General features: G+C 67.9%; 22 protein-coding genes. 5 read left to right on the forward strand and 17 right to left on the reverse strand.

The genetic code is table 11. The features are described 5' to 3' along the window. Positions 1–12: 12 nt before the first annotated feature. Positions 13–1,566 (forward strand): alanine/glycine:cation symporter family protein, encoded by a 1,554-nt coding sequence (locus tag ACXMYJ_RS03670; RefSeq protein ID WP_460354038.1) that lies wholly within the window; start codon positions 13–15, stop codon positions 1,564–1,566. Here the strand turns inward: ACXMYJ_RS03670 and ACXMYJ_RS03675 are convergent. The 8 genes from ACXMYJ_RS03675 to ACXMYJ_RS03710 all read right to left on the reverse strand — a co-directional run bounded on the left by ACXMYJ_RS03675 (position 1,553) and on the right by ACXMYJ_RS03710 (position 7,781). Further along, a complete protein-coding gene (locus tag ACXMYJ_RS03675) occupies positions 1,553–2,266 on the reverse strand; it encodes an esterase (RefSeq protein WP_260751363.1) in 714 nt (237 codons plus the stop codon). The two genes, ACXMYJ_RS03670 and ACXMYJ_RS03675, sit on opposite strands and share 14 nt — an antisense overlap. 75 nt (positions 2,267–2,341) lie before the next feature. After that, positions 2,342–3,544 carry a THUMP-like domain-containing protein gene (locus ACXMYJ_RS03680; protein WP_460354101.1) on the reverse strand — a complete coding sequence of 401 codons (1,203 nt, stop codon included), beginning with the start codon at positions 3,542–3,544 and terminating at the stop codon, positions 2,342–2,344. Beyond that, positions 3,502–4,500, reverse strand: a complete 999-nt coding sequence (locus ACXMYJ_RS03685) for a class I SAM-dependent methyltransferase (protein WP_260751361.1) — start codon at positions 4,498–4,500, stop codon at positions 3,502–3,504. Before ACXMYJ_RS03685 ends, ACXMYJ_RS03680 begins: the two co-directional genes overlap by 43 nt. Before the next feature lie 10 nt (positions 4,501–4,510). Further along, positions 4,511–5,191: an enoyl-CoA hydratase gene (locus ACXMYJ_RS03690; RefSeq protein ID WP_460354042.1), complete on the reverse strand. Its 681-nt coding sequence runs from the start codon at positions 5,189–5,191 to the stop codon at positions 4,511–4,513. Beyond that, positions 5,188–6,021 (reverse strand): NUDIX hydrolase, encoded by an 834-nt coding sequence (locus ACXMYJ_RS03695; RefSeq protein WP_460354045.1) that lies wholly within the window; start codon positions 6,019–6,021, stop codon positions 5,188–5,190. The genes ACXMYJ_RS03690 and ACXMYJ_RS03695 overlap by 4 nt, the downstream gene beginning before the upstream one ends. Next, positions 6,018–6,857, reverse strand: a complete 840-nt coding sequence (locus ACXMYJ_RS03700; protein WP_460354104.1) for an ABC transporter ATP-binding protein — start codon at positions 6,855–6,857, stop codon at positions 6,018–6,020. Before ACXMYJ_RS03700 ends, ACXMYJ_RS03695 begins: the two co-directional genes overlap by 4 nt. A gap of 40 nt (positions 6,858–6,897) precedes the next feature. Then, positions 6,898–7,629, reverse strand: a complete 732-nt coding sequence (gene yczE, locus ACXMYJ_RS03705; protein WP_460354047.1) for a membrane protein YczE — start codon at positions 7,627–7,629, stop codon at positions 6,898–6,900. Then, positions 7,629–7,781 carry a hypothetical protein gene (locus ACXMYJ_RS03710; RefSeq protein WP_156448342.1) on the reverse strand — a complete coding sequence of 51 codons (153 nt, stop codon included), beginning with the start codon at positions 7,779–7,781 and terminating at the stop codon, positions 7,629–7,631. The genes yczE and ACXMYJ_RS03710 overlap by 1 nt, the downstream gene beginning before the upstream one ends. 62 nt (positions 7,782–7,843) lie before the next feature. On the opposite strand from ACXMYJ_RS03710, the gene yczR reads away from it, so the two are divergent. Beyond that, positions 7,844–9,286, forward strand: a complete 1,443-nt coding sequence (gene yczR, locus ACXMYJ_RS03715; RefSeq protein ID WP_443186664.1) for a MocR-like transcription factor YczR — start codon at positions 7,844–7,846, stop codon at positions 9,284–9,286. 7 nt (positions 9,287–9,293) lie between these two features. On the opposite strand, the gene serB is transcribed toward yczR, so the two are convergent. Continuing rightward, a complete protein-coding gene (gene serB / locus ACXMYJ_RS03720) occupies positions 9,294–10,553 on the reverse strand; it encodes a phosphoserine phosphatase SerB (RefSeq protein ID WP_460354050.1) in 1,260 nt (419 codons plus the stop codon). Positions 10,554–10,578: 25 nt separating this feature from the next. Next, on the reverse strand, positions 10,579–12,324 hold the full coding sequence (gene ctaD, locus ACXMYJ_RS03725) for an aa3-type cytochrome oxidase subunit I (RefSeq protein WP_260758022.1): 1,746 nt from the start codon (positions 12,322–12,324) through the stop codon (positions 10,579–10,581). Positions 12,325–12,520: 196 nt separating this feature from the next. Between ctaD and ACXMYJ_RS03730 the strand changes: the two genes are divergently transcribed. Both ACXMYJ_RS03730 and ACXMYJ_RS03735 read left to right on the forward strand, forming a co-directional pair. Then, positions 12,521–13,663, forward strand: a complete 1,143-nt coding sequence (locus ACXMYJ_RS03730) for an iron-siderophore ABC transporter substrate-binding protein (RefSeq protein WP_460354052.1) — start codon at positions 12,521–12,523, stop codon at positions 13,661–13,663. A gap of 130 nt (positions 13,664–13,793) precedes the next feature. After that, positions 13,794–14,840: an NAD(P)-dependent alcohol dehydrogenase gene (locus ACXMYJ_RS03735; protein ID WP_260751354.1), complete on the forward strand. Its 1,047-nt coding sequence runs from the start codon at positions 13,794–13,796 to the stop codon at positions 14,838–14,840. Between the two features lie 3 nt (positions 14,841–14,843). Here ACXMYJ_RS03735 and ACXMYJ_RS03740 read toward each other — a convergent pair whose 3' ends face one another. Further along, positions 14,844–15,179: a DUF3349 domain-containing protein gene (locus tag ACXMYJ_RS03740; RefSeq protein WP_443186662.1), complete on the reverse strand. Its 336-nt coding sequence runs from the start codon at positions 15,177–15,179 to the stop codon at positions 14,844–14,846. A 230-nt stretch (positions 15,180–15,409) separates the two neighbouring features. Here ACXMYJ_RS03740 and ACXMYJ_RS03745 point away from each other — a divergent pair, with 230 nt between their 5' ends. Continuing rightward, positions 15,410–16,063 carry a response regulator gene (locus ACXMYJ_RS03745; RefSeq protein ID WP_260751351.1) on the forward strand — a complete coding sequence of 218 codons (654 nt, stop codon included), beginning with the start codon at positions 15,410–15,412 and terminating at the stop codon, positions 16,061–16,063. Here the strand turns inward: ACXMYJ_RS03745 and ACXMYJ_RS03750 are convergent. The 6 genes from ACXMYJ_RS03750 to ACXMYJ_RS03775 form a co-directional block, all read right to left on the reverse strand. Then, positions 16,041–16,409: a response regulator gene (locus ACXMYJ_RS03750; RefSeq protein WP_443186661.1), complete on the reverse strand. Its 369-nt coding sequence runs from the start codon at positions 16,407–16,409 to the stop codon at positions 16,041–16,043. The two genes, ACXMYJ_RS03745 and ACXMYJ_RS03750, sit on opposite strands and share 23 nt — an antisense overlap. 150 nt (positions 16,410–16,559) lie before the next feature. Beyond that, positions 16,560–17,522 carry a class 1b ribonucleoside-diphosphate reductase subunit beta gene (nrdF, locus tag ACXMYJ_RS03755; protein WP_443186766.1) on the reverse strand — a complete coding sequence of 321 codons (963 nt, stop codon included), beginning with the start codon at positions 17,520–17,522 and terminating at the stop codon, positions 16,560–16,562. Positions 17,523–17,716: 194 nt separating this feature from the next. After that, complete coding sequence (locus ACXMYJ_RS03760; protein ID WP_460354057.1) at positions 17,717–19,228, reverse strand: flavin-containing monooxygenase; 1,512 nt, start codon at positions 19,226–19,228, stop codon at positions 17,717–17,719. Between the two features lie 125 nt (positions 19,229–19,353). Beyond that, positions 19,354–20,919 carry an HD domain-containing phosphohydrolase gene (locus ACXMYJ_RS03765; RefSeq protein WP_460354060.1) on the reverse strand — a complete coding sequence of 522 codons (1,566 nt, stop codon included), beginning with the start codon at positions 20,917–20,919 and terminating at the stop codon, positions 19,354–19,356. A gap of 32 nt (positions 20,920–20,951) precedes the next feature. After that, positions 20,952–21,698 carry a hypothetical protein gene (locus tag ACXMYJ_RS03770; protein WP_260751331.1) on the reverse strand — a complete coding sequence of 249 codons (747 nt, stop codon included), beginning with the start codon at positions 21,696–21,698 and terminating at the stop codon, positions 20,952–20,954. A 133-nt stretch (positions 21,699–21,831) separates the two neighbouring features. Next, the gene (locus ACXMYJ_RS03775; RefSeq protein ID WP_260751330.1) at positions 21,832–22,572 is read right to left on the reverse strand and encodes a TetR/AcrR family transcriptional regulator; all 741 of its coding nucleotides are present in this window, start codon (positions 22,570–22,572) and stop codon (positions 21,832–21,834) included. Between the last annotated feature and the right edge of the window lie 167 nt (positions 22,573–22,739).

Raw genomic sequence — 22,739 nt, forward strand, 5'->3', positions numbered from 1 at the left:
GAGGGGACGCATATGTCCGAATTCCTGAGCGCATTCAACGACCTGGTCTGGCATGAGACCCTCGTCTACCTCTGCCTGGCCGCGGGCGTCTACTTCTCGGTCAGATCGCGCTTTGTGCAGGTGCGCCAAGTCCCTGAGATGGTCCGGCTCATGCTCAAGGGCGAGAAATCGCCGTCAGGGGTGTCCAGTTTCCAGGCGCTGACGATGTCGCTGGCCGGGCGGGTCGGCACCGGCAACATCGCCGGCGTGGCCACCGCGATCGCGTTCGGCGGGCCCGGTGCGCTGTTCTGGATGTGGGCGGTCGCCTTTCTCGGCGCATCCACGTCATTCGTGGAATGCACGCTCGGCCAAATCTATAAGGACCGCGACAAGCTCACCGGCGAATACCGCGGCGGGCCCGCCTACTACTTCAGCACCGCGTTGTCCCACACCGCCGCAGCGGGAGCGATGAAGGCCTACGGCTTCGTCTTCGCGGCCGTCACGCTGCTGGCGATGGGTCTGCTGCTGCCCGGCGTGCAGTCCAACTCGATGGCGTCGGCGATGAACTCCGCATGGGGTTTCTCGAAATGGTGGGTTGCGGTCGGCATAGTGATCGTGCTGGCCTTCGTCATCATCGGCGGGGTGAAGCGGATCGCGACGTTCGCGTCGATCGTGGTGCCGTTCATGGCGGTCACCTACATCGTGCTGGCGCTGATCGTCGTGCTGATGAACGCCGGTGACATTCCGGAGATCATCGGCTTGATCTTCTCCAGTGCGTTCGGCGTCGACGCGGGGTTCGGCGCGATCATCGGTGCAGCGGTGATGTGGGGCGTCAAACGCGGAATCTATTCGAACGAGGCGGGTCAGGGCACCGGTCCGCACGCCGCGGCAGCAGCGGAGGTGTCACACCCGGCCAAACAGGGGCTCGTGCAGGCGTTCGCGGTCTACGTCGACACCCTGTTCGTCTGCTCGGCGACCGGCTTCCTGATCTTGTCCACCGGCGCCTACCGGGTGTTCGAGGGTGAGAGCGCCGACGGTGCGGTGCTCAGCGAGGGCGGCAGTATCCTGCCCGCCGACGCCGAGGTGGGCCCGACTTTCGCGCAGGTAGGCTTCGACACCCTGTGGAGCGGGGCGGGCTCCAGTTTCATCGCGGTCTCGCTGGCGTTCTTCTGCCTGACCACGATCATCGCCTACTACTACATGGCCGAGACCAACCTGCGCTTCCTTCTGGGCAACGCCGCCACCGTCGACATTCCCTACCTTCGGAGCACGGTCGGATCGACGGCCACGATGTTGCTGCAGGCGCTGATCCTGGTGTCGGTGACGATCGGCGCCGTCTCGACCGCCTCGGAGGCGTGGACGCTCGGTGACATCGGCGTCGGCCTGATGGCGTGGCTGAACATCATCGGCATCCTGATCCTGCAGCAGCCCGCCTACAAAGCGCTGTGGGACTACGAAAGGCAGAAGAAGCAAGGTCTGGATCCCAGGTTCGATCCGGTCGCCCTGGGCATCAGGAACGCGACGTTCTGGGAGAACTACGACCCCGCCACCGGCAGGGACAAGCAGCCGACCGTCACCGGGGGCTGACGGGTGTCTCCAGCGCCAGCATCGGAGCGACCGCGCTGCGCGGGACGGTGGCCTGCAGCGCGCCGCCGGCACCGGGCATGATCTCGCCCTGACCGAAATAGAAGATCAGCGAATCGTCGGTGATCGCGAACTCTTGATACTTCGCCGGATCGAGCCCGTCGGCCGCTGAGATCGGCGCGTCGACGCCGAGCTGGCGGGAGATGTCGGCCTGCACTATCGGGAAGATCGCGTCCAGTGGCTTGCTGTCCGCCTTGAAGAGCGTGTCGAAGGTGATCGGGGCCTTCTTCGCCACGTCCCAGTTGAACGCCTTGAACCAGGTCTGCGGGTGCGCGCCGCCGACATTCTCGTAGACCTCGAATACCACGCTGCGGGTGCCGCCGTCGTCGCGCCCGGTCCGGTAACCGGTTCCCCGGGCGTCGAGGACGTAGGGCAGATTCCACGAACCCGGCATCTCCGAGACGTTGACGAAGCCATCACGGGTCTGCCTCAGATAGTCGACGAGCGCCCGCTGGTCGGGATAGTCGGCCGGGAACGTGTAATCCAGTCGATAGGTGGGGTTCTCGGCGTGCACGTGGCAGATCTGGTCGGCGTCGACGGTGCCGCCCAGCTCCGCGCAGGCCGACTGGGCCGCGGCCGTGGGTGCGGCCACCAGGCCCACCGAGAGACCGGCGGCCGTCAAAGCAGCGGCTAAGATGCGCATCGTCGGACGTCCTCGTGATCGGCGCCTCGTGGACTCGGCGCATGGCGAACTGATAGGGCCAGGGTACGTGAGCTTTCAGCGTGACGGACGACATATGAATGCCGTTGCCCGGCTTGCCACCCCGGAACCCAGCCGGGTGATGACCACGCTCACATGAGCGTCCCCGCGCAGCCGCAGCCGACTGCGCACCACGTCCGGATCGACGGCGACACCGCGGACGAGGATTTCGACAGCTCCGGCGGCGTGGCGCGAAAGCGCCTGCCGCAGGTGTCGTTCGCTGAACGCCACCTGCTCCAGGACCTCGAAGCCGCGCTGACCGTCGGGTAACCGGTCGCCGGACAGGTAGGCAATGTCGCGGTCGAGCTGCCAGAGCCCGTGCCGCGCGGCGTACTGGCGCACCAGTCCAGAGCGCACCACCGCGCCGTCGGGGTCGACGATCCACCGCCCCGCCGGCGCCACCGCGCACTCCCCGGGATCGGTGTCGGTGAGCTGTTCTCCGGTGTCCAGGACGGTCGCTCGCCGCCGCACGCCTGCCGCCAGTCCCCGTGACCACAGGCATGCCTCGCGGACACTTCCTCCCAGCGATGTCACCTCGATCTCGCCTTCGAAGCCGAGCTCGGCGAGAACCGCGAAATCGACTCCAGGGGCGCACTTCACGACGTGGTCGCGGTGCCGCAGCACGTCGAGCAGCTCGTCCAGCGCAGGCACGTAACCACGCGGATCGAACCGCCTCCTGGCGCCGATGCGCCGCGCCGGGTCGACGACGACGACCGCGTCGGCGGTGACCGGCGCGAGCGCGTCGGCCCGGCACAGCGGCACGGTGGCGCCCACGTTGTGCCGGGCCATCGCCAGCCGTACCGGGTCGATGTCGCTACCCAGTACGAAGTCGGCCCGATTGCGAAGCGCGGCAAGCTCACTGCCGATCGAACAGGTGGCGTCGTGCACCGTTCTGCCGGACAGCCTGCGCGCCCGATGTTCGGCGACCGGTGCTGCGGTGGCCTGCTGCAGCGCGTCGTCGGTGAACAACCAGTCCGCCGCATCGGCGAACTTCGCGACTGCTTTGCGCCGCAGTCTGACGGTCTCCACCAGCACCGCTGTCCGGTCACCGAAACGGCTTCTGGCCGAGGCGATATCCGCTACCAACGATGAGTCGGTCAGCGCGTGGCGGGACATCTCGGCCAGGGCCTGCCGGCCGGTGCCACTGCGCAGGTAGGCCACATCGGAAAGGCCGAACTCTACGACGGTTTGACCCCGGTCACCATGACGTTGTAAAACCAGCCCTTCGGCACCACACGGCGCCAAACGTTGGCGTCCACCCAGGACAGCGTGGTCCAGCTTCCGAAGGCGAATTTCGCCCAGCCCCAACCCAACCGGCCCGGCGGCACGGCCGCCTCGAAGGTACGGACCGGCCAGCCCAGCATCGCGGCGGTGAATTCCTCGCTGGCCGTGCGGACTTCGACCGCTCCGGCGTTGGCGGCCATCCGCTCCAGGTCGGCGGGATCGAAGGTGTGCAGATCGACCACGGCCTCGAGTGCGGCCGCCCGCGACGACTCGTCGAGCTCGGCCTGCGGCCTGCGCCAGCCGGCCAGCATCGGCAGCTTGGTGACGTTGGTCGCGACGCGCCACGTCAGCGTCGACAGCTCACGGGCATACCGGTTACCGACTGTGGTGGGCTCCCCCGCGAACACGAACCGCCCCCCGGGCTTGAGCACCCGCACGACCTCACGCAGCGACAGCTCCACGTCGGGAATGTGGTGCAGCACGGCGTGGCCGACCACCAGGTCGAAGGTGTTGTCCTCGTACGGGATGCCCTCGGCGTCGGCGACGCGGCCGTCGATGTCCAGTCCCAGCGACTGACCGTTGCGGGTGGCGACCTTGACCATCCCCGGCGAAAGGTCCGTCACCGATCCGCGACGCGCAACCCCGGCCTGGATCAGGTTGAGCAGAAAGAAGCCTGTCCCGCAGCCCAGCTCGAGGGCCCGATCGTAGGGCAGCTCGCGCTGCACCTCCTCGGGCACCGCGGCGTCGAACCGGCCGCGGGCGTAGTCGACGCAGCGCTGGTCGTAGGAGATGGACCACTTCTCGTCGTAGGTTTCGGCCTCCCAGTCGTGGTAGAGCACCTGGGCCAGCTTGGTGTCGTGCATCGCGGCTTCGACCTGCTCTTTGGTCGCGTGGGGCTGCGGAGCCGGGACGGCGACATCAGAGTAGGCGCCGGGTTCCTTCGTTTCCGTCATGCAGGGCAGCCTAACGTCCGTCGGCGCCGGTGCTCTCATCGCGGGTGAACGACCACTTCGCGGCTGCCAGCACCTCGGCCGGGTAGTCGGTGAAGCGACCGGCCCAGGCCCGCGCCGCGTCGTAGACGCCGTCCGGGGCCACCATCTCGTCGATCAGGCCGAGCGCCAGCGCCTCCCGGGCATCGACGAACCGGCCGCTGAACACCAGATCCCTGGCCTTGCTCTGGCCGATCGCGCGGGCCAGGCGCGCGGCGCCGGTGCCGGTGGGCGCCCGGCCGGCCAGGATCTCCGTCGCCCCGAACTTCACGTTGTCCCCGCTCACCCGCCAGTCGGCCGCCAACGCCAGCGTCAGCCCGGCGCCGAGCGCATAACCGGTGATCGCGGCCACGGTCGGCTTGGGCAGGTTCACCAGCGCGTCGAGCGCGTCGACGGCGACCCGTTCCGCGGCTGCGGCCTCCTCGGCGGTCAACGTGTTCAGTTCCGGCATGTCCTCCCCGGCCGAGAAGATCTCATGGCCGCCGAACAGGATCACCGCGCACACCTCGGGACGGGCGCCCAGGTCGGCTGCGGCCTCGGCGAGCTCCCGATACACCTGTCGGGTCAGCGCGTTCGTCGGCGGCCGGGACACCAGCAGCGTGGCGATCCGTTGCCCGTCGCCGGGGGCCAGGACCGTGCTGACGAACTCCGTCACGCGAGCGGCGCCCCGTCGGTGTAGCCCTGCGGGGCCCGCCGGTTGCGCGCCGCGTTGTAGCGCTCACCGTCGAAGAACTCGATCTGCCAGTTCCCGCCGTTGCGGGCGGCGAGCGAGGGTTCGATGGCGACGATCTTGCGTTCCACGGCGAGCACCTCGGCCACGGTCCGGCCGTTCAGCGCGTCGAGCTGCGTCCACGTCGGCGGCAGCAGAAAGCTGCGACCTTCGGCGAAGTCGTCCAGGGCGGCCTGCGGTGTAACCCAGCCGGCCTTGTCGGTTTCGGTGTTGTCGCCGTCGGCGCGCTGTCCCTGAGGCAGCGCACCTACGAAGAAGTAGGTGTCGTAGCGGCGGGTGCGCTCCTCCTTGGGGGTGACCCAGTTCGCCCAGGGCCGCAGCAGATCGGCGCGCAGCACCAGCTTCTCCGAGCGCAGGAACTCACCGAACGACAGCGACTTGTTCTCCAGTGCCGCCCGCTGCTCGCGGTACACCGAGGCGTCGTCGACCAGCAGGTCTGGATCGTCGGCCGCGCCGGCGAACAGCACGCCGGACTCCTCGAAGGTCTCGCGCGCCGCGGCGCACACGAGTGCCTCGGCGAGTTCGGGATCCACGCCGAAACGCTCGGCCCACCAGTTGCGGTCCGGACCGTGCCAGGCGACGTCGGCGTTGCGGTCCCGGTCGTCGACGCCGCCGCCGGGGAACACCATCACCCCGGCGACGAAGTCCATCGCCGAATGCCTGCGCATCAGGAAGATCTTGATGCCCTCAGGCGTGTCGCGCACCAGCATCACGGTCGCGGCGGGGCGGGGCACCAGCGGGTCGGGGTCGGTCATGCACGTCTCCTGTGGGCGGCGCGGCTACGGGTGCGGCGGGCGAAATAGCGTCCGTCGATGTAGTCCAGCGCGATGGACTGGCCGAAGGCCTTGGACAGATTCTCGGCGGTCAGCACATCGCTGAGGAGTCCGGAGTCAACCACTTTGCCTTCGGACAGGATCAGGCAGTGGGAGAAGTCCGGCGGGATCTCCTCGACGTGATGGGTGACCAGCACCAGCGCCGGGGCATCGGGATCGGCGGCCAGATCGCTCATCCGCGCCACCAGCTCCTCCCGGCCGCCCAGGTCGAGCCCTGCGGCCGGCTCGTCGAGCAACAGCAGCTCCGGGTCGGTCATCAGGGACCGCGCGATCAGTACCCGCTTGCGCTCGCCCTCCGACAGCGTCCCGAACGTGCGCTCGGCGAGGTGCTCGGCGCCGACGCTCTCCAGCATGTCGACGGCCTGCACGTAGTCCACCTCGTCGTATTCCTCGCGCCACCGCCCCAGCACCGCGTAGCCCGCGGACACCACGAGATCCCGCACCGTCTCGTCGTCGGGAACCCGCTGGGACAGCGCCGCGCTGCTCAGCCCGACGCGCGAACGCAGTTCCGACATGTCGACGCGGCCGAGCCGCTCCCCCAGGACATACGCGGTGCCCGACGAGGGGTGCTCCATCGCGGCCGCCATGCGCAGCAACGAGGTCTTGCCCGCCCCGTTCGGCCCGATCACCACCCAGCGTTCGTCGAGTTCCACCGACCAGGTCAGCGGGCCCACCAGCAACCGCCCGTTGCGGCGCAGGGTGACGTTGGCGAAGTCGATCAGCAGGTCGGGGTCGGCTTCCGGCACCGGATCCTGCACGGCATCGGAGCGGTCGTCGACTGGCACCCGACCATCGTAGTCAGCTCGAAATCGCCCGCCCGTCGCCGCCGTTGAGGACGACCCGATCGGCCACCACGGCGGTGCCCGCATCCCGTTCGGCGATGCGCCGGCCGGTCCCCGGACGCGGCGATTCGACCCGGGCCCATCCGCTGGCCGCCAGTACCCGCCGCGGCGTCAGCCGCAGAAACAGTTGCACCAGCGGACCGATACCGAACGCGTAGACGAGCGTGCCGATGCCGACCGTGCCGCCGAGCACCCAACCCACCGCCAGCACCGTGACTTCGATGCCGGTCCGGATCAGGCGCACCGACCGCCCTGTGCGCACGACCAGACCGGTCATGAAGCCGTCGCGCGGTCCGGGACCGAGCCCGGCGCCGATGTAGAGCACGGTGCTCTGTGCGTTGAGGACGACCGCGGCGCCCAGAAGCGCCGCGCGCACCGGCAGAGACTCCGGCGCCGGAATGAGCCACAGCGCGACGTCGACGCTGACCGCGATCACGACCACGTTGGCGAAGGTGCCGATCCCGGGCCGGTTGCGCAGCGGGATCCAGGCCAGCAGCACCACCACGCCGGTCACCGCCGAGGCGGTCCCGATGCTCATGCCGGTGCGCTCCGACAAGCCCTGATGGAACACGTCCCACGGGTCCAGGCCCAGGCCGCTGCGGACCATCATCGCCATCGACACGCCGTAACCGCACAACCCGGCGAGCAGCGCCGCGCTTCGCAGTGCGGCGCGCTTGACCGCTGCCACTACGCGTGGTCCGGGAAGTGCATTCGGATCGCGTCCAGTTCACTGCGCACGCGTCGGGCGTCGGAATCGCGCTCGTCGACGGCGCTGCCCATCGAAGGCAGGTAGTACAGGTCGGCCAGCCGCTGGCCCAGGCGAGATAACCAGTGCGTCATGCGGCCATGATGGGCCACAACTGGCTTGCCTCTCAATATCCAGTTGAGCAATACTGGCCCTAATGACTGGCGCAATGGCGGTGCGATCGCTCGATGTGGACCTTTTGGCACGCGAGCTGGGTAACTGGCGGACGTCCAGTCGCACGGGGCCGGCGTATCACGGTCTCGCCGATGCCATCCGGTTGCTGATCATCGACGGCCGGGTCCCGGTCGGTGCCCGGCTGCCCAGCGAGCGGGCACTCGCCGAGGCGCTGCACGTGTCCCGCACCACGGTCACGGCGGCCTACGCGCAGTTGCGCGACGACGGCTACCTCAATGCACGGCGCGGCGCCCGCAGCACCACCGCGCTGCCGCTGAGCCCGACCGAGCCCGCACCCGCCACCACGGCCGCCGCCAATCTCGCGGCGGCCACCCTGGCCGCCCCTGCGGCCGTCGTCTCGCAGGCATTCGTCGACGCCGCCGCACAGGTCACCCCGTACCTGCACGACATCGGCATCGAATTGTTCGGGGTGCCGCCACTGCGTGCTGCGATCGCCGAAAGATATTGTGCGCGTGGGCTTCCCACTGAGCCTGACGAGATCATGGTGACCACCGGCGCGTTGCACGCGATCGGGTTGATCCTGGCCACCTACACCCAGCCCGGTGACCGCGTCCTCGTCGAACAACCCACCTATCACGGGGCACTGGCGGCGATGGCCTCGCGCGGCGTGCGACCGGCGCCGGTGGCGATGACACCCGACGGCTGGGAGCTCGACGCCGTCGAGGCCACTATTCGGCAACTGGCACCCAAGCTCGCGTACCTGATCCCCGACAACCACAATCCGACCGGTATGACCATGCCGGTCGCCGAGCGGAAGCGCTTGGCGCACATCATCAGTGACACCCGCACCCGCACGGTTGCCGACGAGACCATCACCGACATGTGGCTCGACGAACAGGTACCCGCCCCGTTCGCCGCGTCGATGACGACGCGGCGCGACCTGGTGCTGACGGTCGGCTCGATGTCGAAGTCGTTCTGGGGCGGTTTGCGGATCGGCTGGATCCGCGCCGACCGAAGCTCGCTGGCCACCATCGCCGCGTTGCGGCCTTCGGTGGACATGGGCACCCCGATCCTCGAACAGCTTGCCGGGGCCCGGCTTCTGGCGGCCGAGGACGAGGTGCTGCCCGAGCGCCGCGACCTGCTGCGGTCCCGGCGGGCCCTGCTGCTGCGGCTGCTCGCCGAGCACCTTCCCGACTGGCAACCGGTGCCGGGCACCGGCGGCCTGTCGCTGTGGGTGCGGTTGCCCGCCCCGATGAGTTCGGCGTTGTCGGCGGCGGCGTCCCGGATGGGTCTGGAGATCCCGCCCGGTCCGCGCTTCGGGGTGGACGGCACGCTGGAACGCTTCATCCGGGTGCCCTACGCGCTGCCGGATCCTCAGCTGGTCGCCGCGATCGAGTTGCTGGCGCGGGCCTGGCGCAGCGTCACCGGTATGACCCCGCCGGAACCGACCGCCGTCGTGGTCTGAGCCGGCCTCAGTCGGGAATCTCGACGCGGCGGACCACGCCGTCGAGGGCGTCCGCCGCTTCGATCTCGCCGCGGGTGATGCCGAGGATGAACAGCACGGTGTCCAGATAGGGATGGTTGAGCGAGGCGTCGGCAACCTCACGCAGTGCCGGCTTGGCGTTGAATGCCACACCGAGTCCCGCGGCCGACAGCATGTCGATGTCGTTTGCGCCATCGCCCACCGCCACCGTCTGCTCCATCGTCACCCCGGCCTGTTGGGCGAAGTTGCGCAGCGCCTTGGCTTTTCCCGGCCGGTCGACGACGTCGCCGACCACCCGGCCGGTGAGCTTGCCGTCGACGATCTCCAGTTCGTTGGCGGCGACGAAGTCCATCATCAGCTCGTGCGCGAGCGGCTCGATGACCTGCCGGAAGCCCCCCGAGACGATGCCGCAGTAATAGCCGAGTCGGCGCAGCGTGCGGATGGTGGTGCGCGCGCCCGGTGTGAGCTCGATCTGCTCGGCGACGTCGTCGAGGACCGAGGCAGGCAGACCGGCCAGGGTCGCCACCCGCCGGTGCAACGATTCGGCGAAATCGAGTTCGCCGCGCATCGCGGCCTCGGTGACCTCGGCCACGGCGGCCTCGGCGCCGGCGTGGGCGGCCAGCATCTCGATGACCTCGCCCTGGATCAACGTGGAATCGACATCGAAAACGATCAGCCGCTTGGCCCGCCGCGACAGGCTGTAGTCCTCCAGCGCGATGTCGACGCTCTCCTGCACGGCGACGCGGGCCAGCACCTGCTGCAGCCGGCTGTACACCCCCGCAGGAACCGAGACCCGTAGCTCGAGCCCGGTCACCGGGTAGTCGGAGACACCGCGGATGTAATCGATGTTCACCCCGAGCGCGGCGGCCTCCTTGGCGACGACGCCGAACGCCGAGGCGGTGATCGGCCGGCCCAGCACCACGATGGTGTGGGTGGACGGCTCCCGCATCACCGGCAGCCCGTCGCTGCCCTCGATGGTGACGTCGAGGCCGACGCCGTGGATCGCCGCTTCAACGTCGTCGCGCAACTCGGAGCGGCCGGCGACCTCGGGGGTCACCGCGACCAGCACTCCGAGCGTCAGCCGACCGCGGATCACGACCTGTTCGACGTTGAGCAGCTCAACCCGGTGCCGGGACAGCACCTCGAACAGTGCGGACGTGACGCCCGGCTGGTCCTTCCCGGTGACGGTGATCAGCAGCGACGACCGGTCGCGTGACGAGCCGACAGTCCAGTTCTGTGATGCGCTCACGCGTGGGTGCCGCTCGTCGGCTCCGTCAGCTACGTACTTCGACGTCGTCGATCCGGGTCACGTCGCCGTCCTCCGGCCCGTGGGCCCGGCCCACGTGGGCTTCGCGGCGCATCCGCTCGATCATGTGCGGGTAGTGCAGTTCGAACGCGGGACGCTCGGAGCGGATCCGGGGCAGCTCGGTGAAGTTGTGCCGCGGCGGCGGGCAACTGGTGGCCCACTCCAGCGAGTTGCCGTATCCCCACGGATCGTCGACGGTGACGACCTCGCCGTAACGCCAGCTCTTGAACACGTTCCACAGGAACGGCAGCGTGGAGGCGCCGAGGATGAACGCGCCGATGGTCGACACCACGTTGAGCGTGGTGAACCCGTCGCTGGGCAGGTAGTCCGCGTAGCGGCGCGGCATGCCCTCGTCACCGAGCCAGTGCTGCACCAGGAAGGTGGTGTGGAAACCGATGAACGTCAGCCAGAAGTGCAGCTTGCCCAGCCGTTCGTCGAGCAGCCGGCCGGTCATCTTCGGGAACCAGAAATAAATGCCGGCGTAGGTGGCGAACACGATGGTGCCGAACAGCACGTAATGGAAGTGCGCGATGACGAAGTAGCTGTCGGTGACGTGGAAGTCCAGCGGCGGGCTGGCCAGCAGCACGCCGGACAGGCCACCGAGCAGGAACGTCGCGATGAAGCCGATCGAGAACAGCATGGGTGTCTCGAACGTCAACTGGCCCTTCCACATCGTGCCGATCCAGTTGAAGAACTTGATACCGGTCGGCACCGCGATCAGGAACGTCATGAAGCTGAAGAACGGCAGCAGCACGGCGCCGGTGGCATACATGTGGTGCGCCCACACCGCGACCGACAGAGCGGCGATGCCCAGGGTGGCGTAGATCAGCGTGGTGTAGCCGAAGATCGGCTTGCGGGAGAACACCGGGAAGATCTCGCTGACGATGCCGAAGAACGGCAGCGCGATGATGTAGACCTCGGGGTGGCCGAAGAACCAGAACAGGTGCTGCCACAACAACACACCGCCGTTGGCGGGGTCGTAGACGTGCGCCCCGAGGTGGCGGTCGGCGGCCAGCCCGAACAGCGCCGCGGTCAGGATCGGGAACGCCAGCAGCACCAGGATCGAGGTGACCAGGATGTTCCAGGTGAAGATCGGCATCCGGAACATCGTCATGCCCGGCGCACGCATGCACACCACGGTGGTGATCATGTTCACGCCGCCCAGGATGGTGCCCAGACCACCGACCGCCAGGCCCATGATCCACAGGTCACCGCCTGCTCCGGGTGAGTGGATCGCGTCGGTCAGCGGCGAGTACGCGGTCCAGCCGAAGTCGGCCGCACCACCGGGGGTGATGAAGCCGGCGGTCGCGATCAGCGCGCCGAACAGGAACAGCCAGAACGAGAACGCGTTCAGCCGCGGGAACGCGACGTCGGGGGCGCCGATCTGCAGCGGGAGCACCAGGTTCGCGAAGCCGAACACGATCGGCGTCGCGTAGAACAGCAGCATCACCGTGCCGTGCATGGTGAACAGCTGGTTGAACTGCTCGTTGGACAGGAACTGCAGCCCGGGCGCGGCCAGCTCGGTCCTCATGAACAGCGCCATCAGGCCGCCGATCAGGAAGAACGCGAAGCACGCGACGCAGTACATGATGCCGATCAGCTTGTGATCGGTGGTGGTGATCAGTTTGTAGATCAGGTTGCCCTTGGGTCCCAGCCGTGCCGGGAACGGCCGCCGAGCCTCAAGTTCTCCGATTGGGGGCGCTTCCGCTACCAACTGGTCCTCCAACCTTCCGTATCGCTGACCGGGATGACCGGATCGAACAGTCGGCGGGGCCGACGATTCGTATGAATCCTAACTCCCCGGAGCGACTGCGGTCGGGGTGGTCCTACATACCGTCGTAATTGGCCTGGCGCGGATCTTGTGACATGCCCTGACCTGCCGGGCGATGCACAGATGTTAACGTCGGCCCGTGCTGATCACGGGAGCGCGGGCGGGCCGCTGGGCCTCCCGGTCGGCGGGCCTGACCGCGGTCGGCACCGCGATCGTCGTCGCCGCGCTCAACGGCTGCGGCTCCTCCGGTGATGCCCCCGCCGCCGCGCCCGGCGCGACCTCGGTCACCACCAGCGTCACCCGCATCGCGAGCGCGGGCGTGCTCGGCAACGACCGCAGGCCCGACGAATCCTGCGCGCCCGAACCGGCACCGCTCGACGACGGTCCCCCGGACCGCGAGGTGCGCAACGCGACCGGGCACGGCATCTCTCCCCCGATTCCCGAAGTCACCCAGGTGCGCGCGGACCCGCAGCGCATCGTCGTGCTCGCGGGCGACCAGCTCGACGCCCTGTGCGCGCTCGGGCTGCAGTCCCGCATCGTGGCGGCCGCGCTGCCCGACGGTTCGCAGACACAACCGGCCTACCTCGGCACGGTGATCCATGAACTGCCCGGCGCCGGTGACCGCAGTGACCCCGACCTCGACGCCGTCCGGGCTGCCGAACCGGATCTGATCCTCGGATCGGTGGCGCTGACCCCACAGGACCATCCCGGGCTCGCCGAGATCGCGCCGACCGTCTTCACCGGTCCTGCGGGCGCGGCGTGGAAGGACACGCTGCGGACCGTGGGTGCGGCCACCGGGCGCATAGGGGCAGCGAACGCGGTGATCGAGGAGTTCGACCGCCAGGCCGACCAAATCGGTCAGGACAGCGACGCGACACATTTCCAGGCATCGGTGGTGCAGTTCACCGACACCACGATGAGGGTGTTCGGCCCCGACAGCTTCCCCGGCAGCGTGCTGGCCGAGGTCGGGGTCGATCGCCCGGCCGCGCAGCGCTTCACCGACAAGCCGTACGTCGAGGTCGGCATCACAGACGAGGATCTGGGGGATTCGCCCGACTTCTCGATCGCCGACGGCGACATCCTCTATGTGTCGTTCGCCACTGCCGAAGCCCGCGAACGCGCGCCTGAGGTGCTCAACAGCGATGCGTGGCGGCGGCTGTCGGCCAACCGCGACGATCGGGTGTTCGCGGTGAACAACGAGGTGTGGCAGAGCGGCGGCAATGTGGTGGCCGCACGCGGAATCCTCGCCGACCTACGATGGGTCAACGCACCGATCAACTGACGGCCCGGGATTAACGCACCGGCCCCCGCGGTTGGAAATCGACGAGCCGCAGCGTTGCGGCAATTTTCGCGGCACCCGGCCTGCCCAGGCAGGGGTCTCATGCCAGAAATTCGATGAGTTAGAGGTAATGATGAGCACCGTTTCCGCATTCGCAGCCACTTCGCCCGACGCTCCGCTGACCAGAACGACCGTCACGCGCCGTGACGTCGGACCGCACGACGTGGCGTTCGACATCCACTTCGCCGGCATCTGCCACTCCGACATCCACACCGTGCGGGGCGAATGGGGGGCCGCCGAGTACCCGATCGTGCCGGGACACGAAATCGCCGGCATCGTCACCGAAATCGGCTCCGAGGTAACGAAATTCAAGGTCGGAGACCGGGTCGGCGTGGGGTGCTTCGTCGACTCGTGCCGCGAGTGCGAGGCATGCCGCGCCGGCGAGGAGCAGTACTGCACCGGCGGTGGGATGGTCGGCACCTACAACGCTGTCGGTCGTGACGGCGAGCGCACGCAGGGCGGGTACAGCGGCGCGATCGTGGTCGACGAGAACTATGTGCTGACCATTCCGGACGCGATCCCGCTGGACCAGGCGGCCCCGCTGCTGTGCGCGGGCATCACCACGTATTCGCCGCTGCACCACTGGAACGCCGGGCCGGGCAAGAAGGTGGCGGTAATCGGTCTGGGCGGACTCGGACACCTTGCGGTCAAGCTGGCCGTCGCGATGGGCGCCGAGGTGACGGTGCTCAGTCAGTCACTCAAGAAGATGGAGGACGGTCTGCGCCTGGGCGCGTCCGACTACCGCGCCACCAGCGACCGCGACACCTTCAAAGAGCTGCAGGGCACTTTCGACCTGATCCTCAACACCGTGTCAGCCAACCTGAAGATGGACGACTACCTCAAGCTGCTCAAGCTGGACGGCACCCTGGTCGAACTCGGCATGCCCGAGCATCCGATGGAGGTCCCGGCCGGTGCGCTGGTGTTCGGACGGCGCAGCATCGCAGGCTCGTTGATCGGCGGCATCGCCGAGACCCAGGAGATGCTCGACTTCTGCGCCGAGCACGGGGTGGCCCCGGAGATCGAGATCATCGAGCCGGACGACATCAACGAGGCCTACGAACGTGTCGTGGCCAGCGACGTGCGATACCGGTTCGTCATCGACACCAGCTCGCTGCGCTGACGGTCAGTCCGCGTCGTCTCTGTCGGCGTCCAGCCCCGCCAGCGGCCACCCTGCCGCGGCCAGTATCGCCGCCACCCGAGCGACGTTCTCCGGCCCGGCATCGTGGTGTGTGACGTCCTTGATGAAGGCCTCGATCTCGTCGTGGTCGATCTTCGTTTCGGCGGCGGTCGGCGAGCGGTTTTCGGTGAGGCGGGCGATCACCTCGCGGATCTGTTCCTCGGTCAATGGGGTGGCACGTAACAGCGCCAACAGCGGTACACGATCCGGACCGGGGACGCCCCCGGGATAACCGGCGCGCAGCCATTCCAGGATCGACTGGAACAGGGACTTGGCGTTCACGGATCCAGTGTCCTCTCAACCGGCGGCGCGCCCGCTGCCGGGGCGGCCGACCGCGGTCCCAAGTGAGTTCCTCCGGGAGTGCTTGCAGCGCAGGGCAGTTCAACGGCGTCAGCATGTACAGCACCCCGTGCGCGGCGGCCGCGCGCGCCGATGCTGCGCGAACTGATTCGACGGTGACATGACAGTGCGAGAATGAGGCGCCACGCTCACGCCGGGGGCCGGGAGGACACATGAGCGCGCCGAGGGTTGTCGTCGCCGACGACGACGTGTTGTTGCGCGAAGGGCTTGCCAGCCTGATGGAGCGCTCGGGTTTCGATGTGGTCGGACAGGCCGGTGACGGTGTGTCGCTGCTGGATCTGGTCCGGGAACATCGGCCGACACTGGTGTTGACCGACATCCGGATGCCGCCGACTCACACCAGCGAAGGGCTCGACGCGGCCCGCACGATACGGGCGGAATCTCCGGAGGTCGGCATCGTGGTGCTGTCGGCCCATGTCGACGTCGACCATGCGATGGAGCTGCTGGCCGGTGGCCACGCCATCGGCTATCTGCTGAAGAGTCGGGTCACCGACGTCGCCGATTTCGTCGACACGCTGCAGCGGGTCGCCAATGGCGCGTCCGTGGTCGACCCGGCCCTGGTGGCCGAACTGGTCTCGGCCCGCAAGCGCGACGATCCGCTGGCCGCGCTCAGCGCGCGCGAGCACGAGGTGCTGACGTTGATGGCCGAAGGATTGTCCAACGCCGGCATCGGGCGCCGCTTATGGGTGACCGAGGGCACGGTGGAAAAGCACGTGCGCAGCATTCTGACCAAGCTGAACCTGCCGGAGACCGGTGACGATCACCGCCGGGTGCGCGCGGTGATCATGTACCTGGAATCCCGCTGACCCGGTCCAGCAATTCTCTGATCGCCCGCGGAGTCAGGGCGAGTTTGGACAGGAAGCCCAAAGCCGGGCTGGCGGCGATCAAGTCGGCGAAGTCCTGCCCGTCGTGGGTCGACGTCAGGATGACGGGGATGTCGCGCATCTTTTCGGCGACGTCGAACCCGCTTTCGGCGCCGAGGTTCACGTCGACCAGCGCCACGTCCGGATGCAGTTCCCGGGCTCGGCGCAGCGCCTCGTCGGTGTCGCCCGCAGTGCCGACGACCACGATGCCGCCGCGCTCCAGCAGCGTGCGGGCTGCGTCCCGGAAGTCGGCGCTGTCGTCGACGATCAGGCAGCGCGGAGCAGTCATGCTTCCAGCTTGGCAGCATCGGCCACCGACGGCATTCCTGTTAGCGGGAAAACACGGTGCCCTCCGCGCACCGCCCGCCACACGCTCAGTCTGGTTGCACCGCAGCGCCGTACGGAGGACAGGCGACGTCGCCGCGGGTCACCCGACGGGCTAGAAGTCCCAGTCCTCGTCTTCGGTGTTGACGGCCTTGCCGATCACGTAGCTGGAGCCGGAGCCGGAGAAGAAGTCGTGGTTCTCGTCGGCGTTGGGGCTCAGCGCGGACAGGATCGCCGGGTTGACGTCGGTCTCATCGCGCGGGAACAACGCCTCGTAGCCGAGGTTCATCAGTGCCTTGTTGGCGTTGTAGCGCAGGAACTTCTTGACGTCCTCGGTCAAGCCGACCTCGTCGTACAGATCCTGGGTGTATTCGACCTCGTTGTCGTAGAGCTCGAAGAGCAGTTCGTAGGTGTAGTCCTTGAGCTCCTGGCGGGTGGTCTCGTCGGTGAGCGCGAGGCCCCGCTGGAACTTGTAGCCGATGTAGTAGCCGTGCACGGCCTCGTCGCGGATGATCAGCCGGATCATGTCGGCGGTGTTCGTCAGCTTGGCCCGGCTGCTCCAGTACATCGGCAGGTAGAAGCCGGAGTAGAACAGGAAGCTCTCCAACAGGGTCGAGGCCACCTTGCGCTTGAGCGGCTCGTCGCCTTTGTAGTACTGCATGACGATCTCGGCCTTGCGCTGCAGGTTGGGGTTTTCCTCCGACCAGCGGAACGCGTCGTCGATCTCGGAGGTGGAGCACAGCGTCGAGAAGATGTTGGAGTAGCTGCGCGCGTGCACGGACTCCATGAACGCGATGTTGGTGTACACCGCTTCCTCGTGCGGGGTCAGCGCGTCCGGGATGAGGCTGACGGCGCCGACGGTGCCCTGGATGGTGTCGAGCAGCGTAAGACCGGTGAACACCCGCATCGTCAGCTGCTTCTCGTGGTCGGTCAGCGTGTTCCAGGACGGGATGTCATTGGACACCGGGACCTTCTCCGGCAGCCAGAAGTTGCCGGTGAGGCGGTCCCAGACCTCGGCGTCCTTGTCGTCCTGCAGGCGGTTCCAGTTGATGGCCGAGACACGGTCGATCAGTTTCATGCCATCGCTCACGAAAACCCCTTCACCTGCGAAAAGTTGTCACACCAGACCAATCCGGGCCGGCTGGATCGACACTACCCCTGGTATCGGGAGTCGCGCGCCAACACGAGATGTTGTGTCTGGCGTGTCGCCTCGAGAGTGCACACAGATCGCCTGTCGGCGCCGTTTCGCGATCTCACCGCACTCTCGAACGGTCAGCTGGAGAACGCGTACTCCGAGGCGTCGAACCGGCGGGTGGCCAGCCAGTACTGCCAGGTCATACCGCTCCAGAGGGTGCGATTGACGCCGTGCTCGTCGAGATACCAGCTGCGGCAGCCACCGGTGCTCCACACCGTGTCGGCGAGCTCGTTCTGCAGCTCGTCGTTGTAGCGGTCCTGCGCCGCGCGCGTGGGCGCCAGCGCCTGCGCGCCGGCCTTGTCGACCGCGGCGATCGCCTTGGCGGCATAGCGGATCTGCGACTCGATCATGAACACCACCGAGTTGTGTCCCAGCGCGGTGTTGGGGCCGAGCAAAAAGAACAGGTTCGGCATGTCGGCGACGGTGATGCCGCGCAGCGCGGCGATGCCCTCGCGGTTCCACCGGTCGACCAGATCCTCCCCGCCAGGGCCCTTGATGTCGACGTAGGTGTAGGAGTCGGTGACGTGGAAGCCGGTCGCGAACACCACCACGTCGGCTTCCCTTTCGACCCCGTCGGCGGTGACGATGCCCCGTGAGGTGAACCGCGCGATGCGGTCGGTGATCACCTCGGTCTTCGGGTCGGCGATGCCGCGGTAGTAGGTGTCGGAGTTGAGGATTCGTTTGCACCCCGCCCGGTAGTCCGGGGTGAGTTTGCGCCGGAGTTCGCGGTCCTTGACCGAGCGGCGGATGTTCCACTTGCCGGCCATCTCCCCGAGCTTGAGCAACCGGGGCTGCTTGGTCATCGCGAATCCGACCGCCTCGTGCAGCCAGTAGATGCCGGCGCGCATGGCGGCCCTGGTACCGGGCACGTTGCTGAACACACGCTGCAACCGTTCCGGGATCGGGTTGTTCGGCCTGGGCATCACCCAGGCCGGGGTGCGCTGGTAGAGCTGCAGTTCACCGACGTCCTTGACGATCTCGGGCACGATCTGGATGGCGCTGGCGCCGGTGCCGATCACCGCCACCTTCTTGCCGGTGATGTCGACGTCGTGGTCCCACTGAGCGGAGTGGAATGCGATCCGCCCGGCGGCCAGGTAGTCGTCGTAGCCGTCGAACTCCGGGATCAGCGGGATGTGCAGCCCGCCCGCTCCGGAGACCAGGAACTGCGCGACGAACTCGCGGCCGTCCTTGGTGTAGACGTGCCAACGCATCTCGTCGTCGTCCCACACCGCGCGGTCGACATGCGCGCCGAACTCGATGTAGCGGCGCAGCCCGTACTTGGCGGTGACCCCGAGTAGGTAGTCCTGGATCTCCGGCTGGAACGACCACATGTGTGTCCAGTCGGCCTTCGGTTCGAACGAGAACGAGTACATGTGCGACGGGATGTCGCAGGCGCAGCCGGGGTAGGTGTTGTCCCGCCAGGTGCCGCCGATCTCGTCGGCCTTCTCCAGGATGAGGAACTCGACGCCGCGTTGCTGCAGTTCGATCGCCATGCCGAGCCCGGAGAAGCCGGAGCCGATGATCAGGGCGCGGGTGCGGACCGGCACCTGTCCGGTGGAGGTCGTGTCAGCGTGTTCAGCCACGGTCATGACGCCGACTGTACCTGGGAACGCCGGTACCGTTTAAGTACATTCCGCCGAAATCGCATTCCACGTGGGCTTTCGGGCGGTTTCGGCGCGCGGAATGCAATTTCGGCGCTGATCAGGCCCGCTGATCAGGCTGGAGTGACCAGGCCGTGCTTGAGCGCGAACATGCTGGCGCCGATGCGGTTGCCTGCGCCGATCTTCGTGTAGATCCGCTCGACGTGGTTGCGTGCCGTTTTTCCCGAGATCCCGAGCGTCGCGGCGATCTCCTTGTTCGACGCGCCGCGGGCGACCAGGCACAGCACCTCGATCTCGCGCGGGGTGAGCCCGCAGGGACGCGGGCTGGGGCGACGGCTGCGGTGGCCGCCGGCCTGCAGGACCGCGTCGACGGCGGCCTCGTCGAGCTGACCTCCGCGCACCCGCTCACGCAACCGGGCGGCCGCCCCCGCTCCGGGCAGCGGCTCGCGGTACGGGCGGGGCTCCAGCGCGGATCGGTAGGCCACGGCTGCGGCGAGAATCCGGTCGGGCAGGCCCAGGGCCGCGGCGGGCAGCCCGCGTGGATACCCGGAACCGTCCACGCACTCGTGGTGATTGCCGGCCACTGCCGCGACCACCCCTAGGCCGTCGACCTGGCTGAGGATGCGCACGGTCAGATACGGGTGCAGCCGCACCCGCTCGAGCTCCCCGGCGGTCAGCGACGACGGCTTCGACCAGATCTGGTTGGACACCCCGATGCGGCCCAGATCGTGCACGTGTCCGGCGCGGCGCACGACGGTGACGGTGTCGGAATCCAAACCCGCCAGGCTCGCGGCATCGGCGGCGAGCGCGGCGACCGCACGCGAATGCCCAAGTGTGAAAGGGCATTTGAGGTCAACGAAGTCGCCGAGCGCCACCAACATGGAGTCGAGTTCCGCGGCGCCGAGCCGCTGTCCGTAGTCGGGAGCTTCGCGCGAGGCGACCGTCCAGGCCTCCCCTGGGGCCGGAAGCGACAGGACACGCCCGGCGTCGGCGGTGAACGCATCGACCACGCGCGGATCGAACTGACCACCGCGCCGACTGCGGGCCATCGCGACCGCTCCGTCGACGCCGTAGGTGCGATGGTGCACCTCCGCCACGTCGGCGAGCTGTGCCACCCGCATCGGCATCGGGATGCCGTCCCCGCCGACGCCGGCGGGAAGTCCGCCGCCGTCGTAGCGCTCGAAGGTGTAGCCGAGCACGGACTGCACCTCCGCGCTCAGGCCCAACCGGTCGGCCAGCATGCCCGCCGACGAGCAGTGGGAATGGATCAGTTGCGAGATCTGGCCCCGCGCATCGGCGAAAAGCGTTGCCATGACGCTCAATCGGTGCAGCAGCGGCTGTCCCCGGCCGGTGTTGGCGAGTAGGAACCGCAGGTACGGCAGACCCGACCAGTCGACGAGGTAGGAGTCATGCCGCACGGCGATGTCGTCACCGAACCAGCGTGCGTACTCGTGCGAATCGGCGTGACATCCGATCCACATGAGCAACGCGATGTAGTAGCAGCAGTCGCGCTCGGCGCGGTCCAATCCCAGCCGGTCGGCGATCCGGGTGGCGATGACCGCCGACCGCAGCATGTGCTCGGCCGGCTGCCCGAGCCCGAGGTCGATGGCAATGGACAGCGCCGCCAGCAGTTCGGCTCTGCTGGGCGATCGGGCCGGATGCTCGGCCGGCGGCGCCATCCGCTGATTCTGCCTGTTCACGCTCGCACTGGTCAGCCGAACGCCACGGTGCGCTCGGCGGCCCGATGCCGATCGGCGTCGAAGTTCTCGAAGTGGCCGGACCCGATCACGCCGATGCCGCGCTGCGGGAGCCGGAAGTCCCCGAGCCGGGCCTGGCGCAACAACGGGCCGATCGGACCGAGGTCCTGACCGCGCAGCATCGCCTCAGACGCGCTGACAGCCCACACCGTTCTCGGGGCGACCATGTAGCGCTGGCCGTTGGCGGCGGTGCCGGTGAGCCGGATGTCGCCCACCCCGAGGGTGGGGCCGGCGATTCGGCTGATCAGCGACAGCGTCGACGGATTGGTCCACGCCGACTCCGGCAGCCGCCCGCCGATGGAGGTCATCAGCCGGGTGGCCCAGGTGTTGCGCATCTCGACCGTCCATCGGAGCAGTCCGGGGATCTCGATGCGCACCGACCACGGCGACTCCCAGGTCAGGCCGATGTCGCACTGCACGGGATCGTTGGGGGTTGCCGAGCTGAAGTACCGCGCGCAACTCTGCTGGCCGGGTGTGGTGGCGTAGAAGGTCCACGTGCATGCCGGGTCTCGGTGCCAGACGGAGACGTAGGCGGGTGCGAAAGTCGTTGCGGGGAACTGTCGCAGAGCCAGGTAGTGGCCGTTCGAGAAGGGCAGCCCCATGATGCCGAACCCGACGAAGCGTTCGTCGTCTCCGGCGGGAAGGACGGGATGTGCGGTAACGGCCGCGGCGGCGGCCCGGGGGGTGAGGTAGGTGTTCATGCCTGTCGATCGTCGGCGCGCGCCCGTCGCGCCACATGAGGCATCTGCCTCAATTTCCGGACCCGCCGAAACTGCATTCCGCGCGGCCGTTCGCGCGAAAAGTGCACGTGGAACGCGATCTCGGCGAAGAGGGTCAGGCGACCTCTTCGCGGCGTTTGACGCCCTCGTGCAGCGGCACGTCAGGGTCGATCTTGATGCCCAGCACCTCGCAGGTGCCGTTGATGGAGCCGACCATGATGGTGGTCAGGTAGTCGACGAACTTCTCCGACGGCAGCCGCCGCGGACTGTCCCGCTCGGGGCCCAACCACCAGTCGGTGGCCGAAGCCGCCGCCCCGAAGGTCGCGAACCCGGCGAGTTCGAAGGCCGCGTAGTCGAGCTCCATGTCGCTGAGCTCGTTGTTGAACATGTCGGCCATCGCCAATGTGATGTCGCGGCCCTCGTTGAGTGCGCGCATCGCCGACTCGCTCTGCTCGGCGAAGCGGCCCTGCATCAGGAAACGGATGACGTTGGGGTGCTCGTCGACCAGTCGGACGTATTGCTCGATGGCCCGGTAGACCACGGTGCGCGCGGCGTCGGTGGAGAGGTTGATCGACGGGAAGATTGCGGCCCACAGCATGTCCCGCATGCGCTGACCGATCGCCTGGAACAGGTCGGACTTGTCGGTGAAGTGTCGGTAGATCTTGGGTTTGGCGGTGCCGGCCTCTTCGGCGATCTCGCGCAGCGAGACCTCGGGTCCCAGCCGGTCGATGGCCCGGAACGCGGCGTCGACGATCTCCGAACGCACCTTCTTGCGGTGCTCACGCCAGCGTTCGCTGCGGGCGTCCACCTTGGCACCCGGCTCTTCGGAGGAGCGCGTCCTCGACCCTCGTCGCACGCGATCACTGTACCCGCCCCAGCGTTGCTGACCTGCTAAGCCTGAATCCACCGATGAATTGCCTGGTAGGCGAGTGTTGATATGAGGAAAGTGCCCTCTGAGCTGCGATGATGAGTGTTCCTTACGCACTTATCGGCACAACTTCAGAAAGGCACTTCCGGTGAAAG

The sequence above is a fragment of the Mycobacterium sp. ZZG genome, from assembly GCF_054786995.1.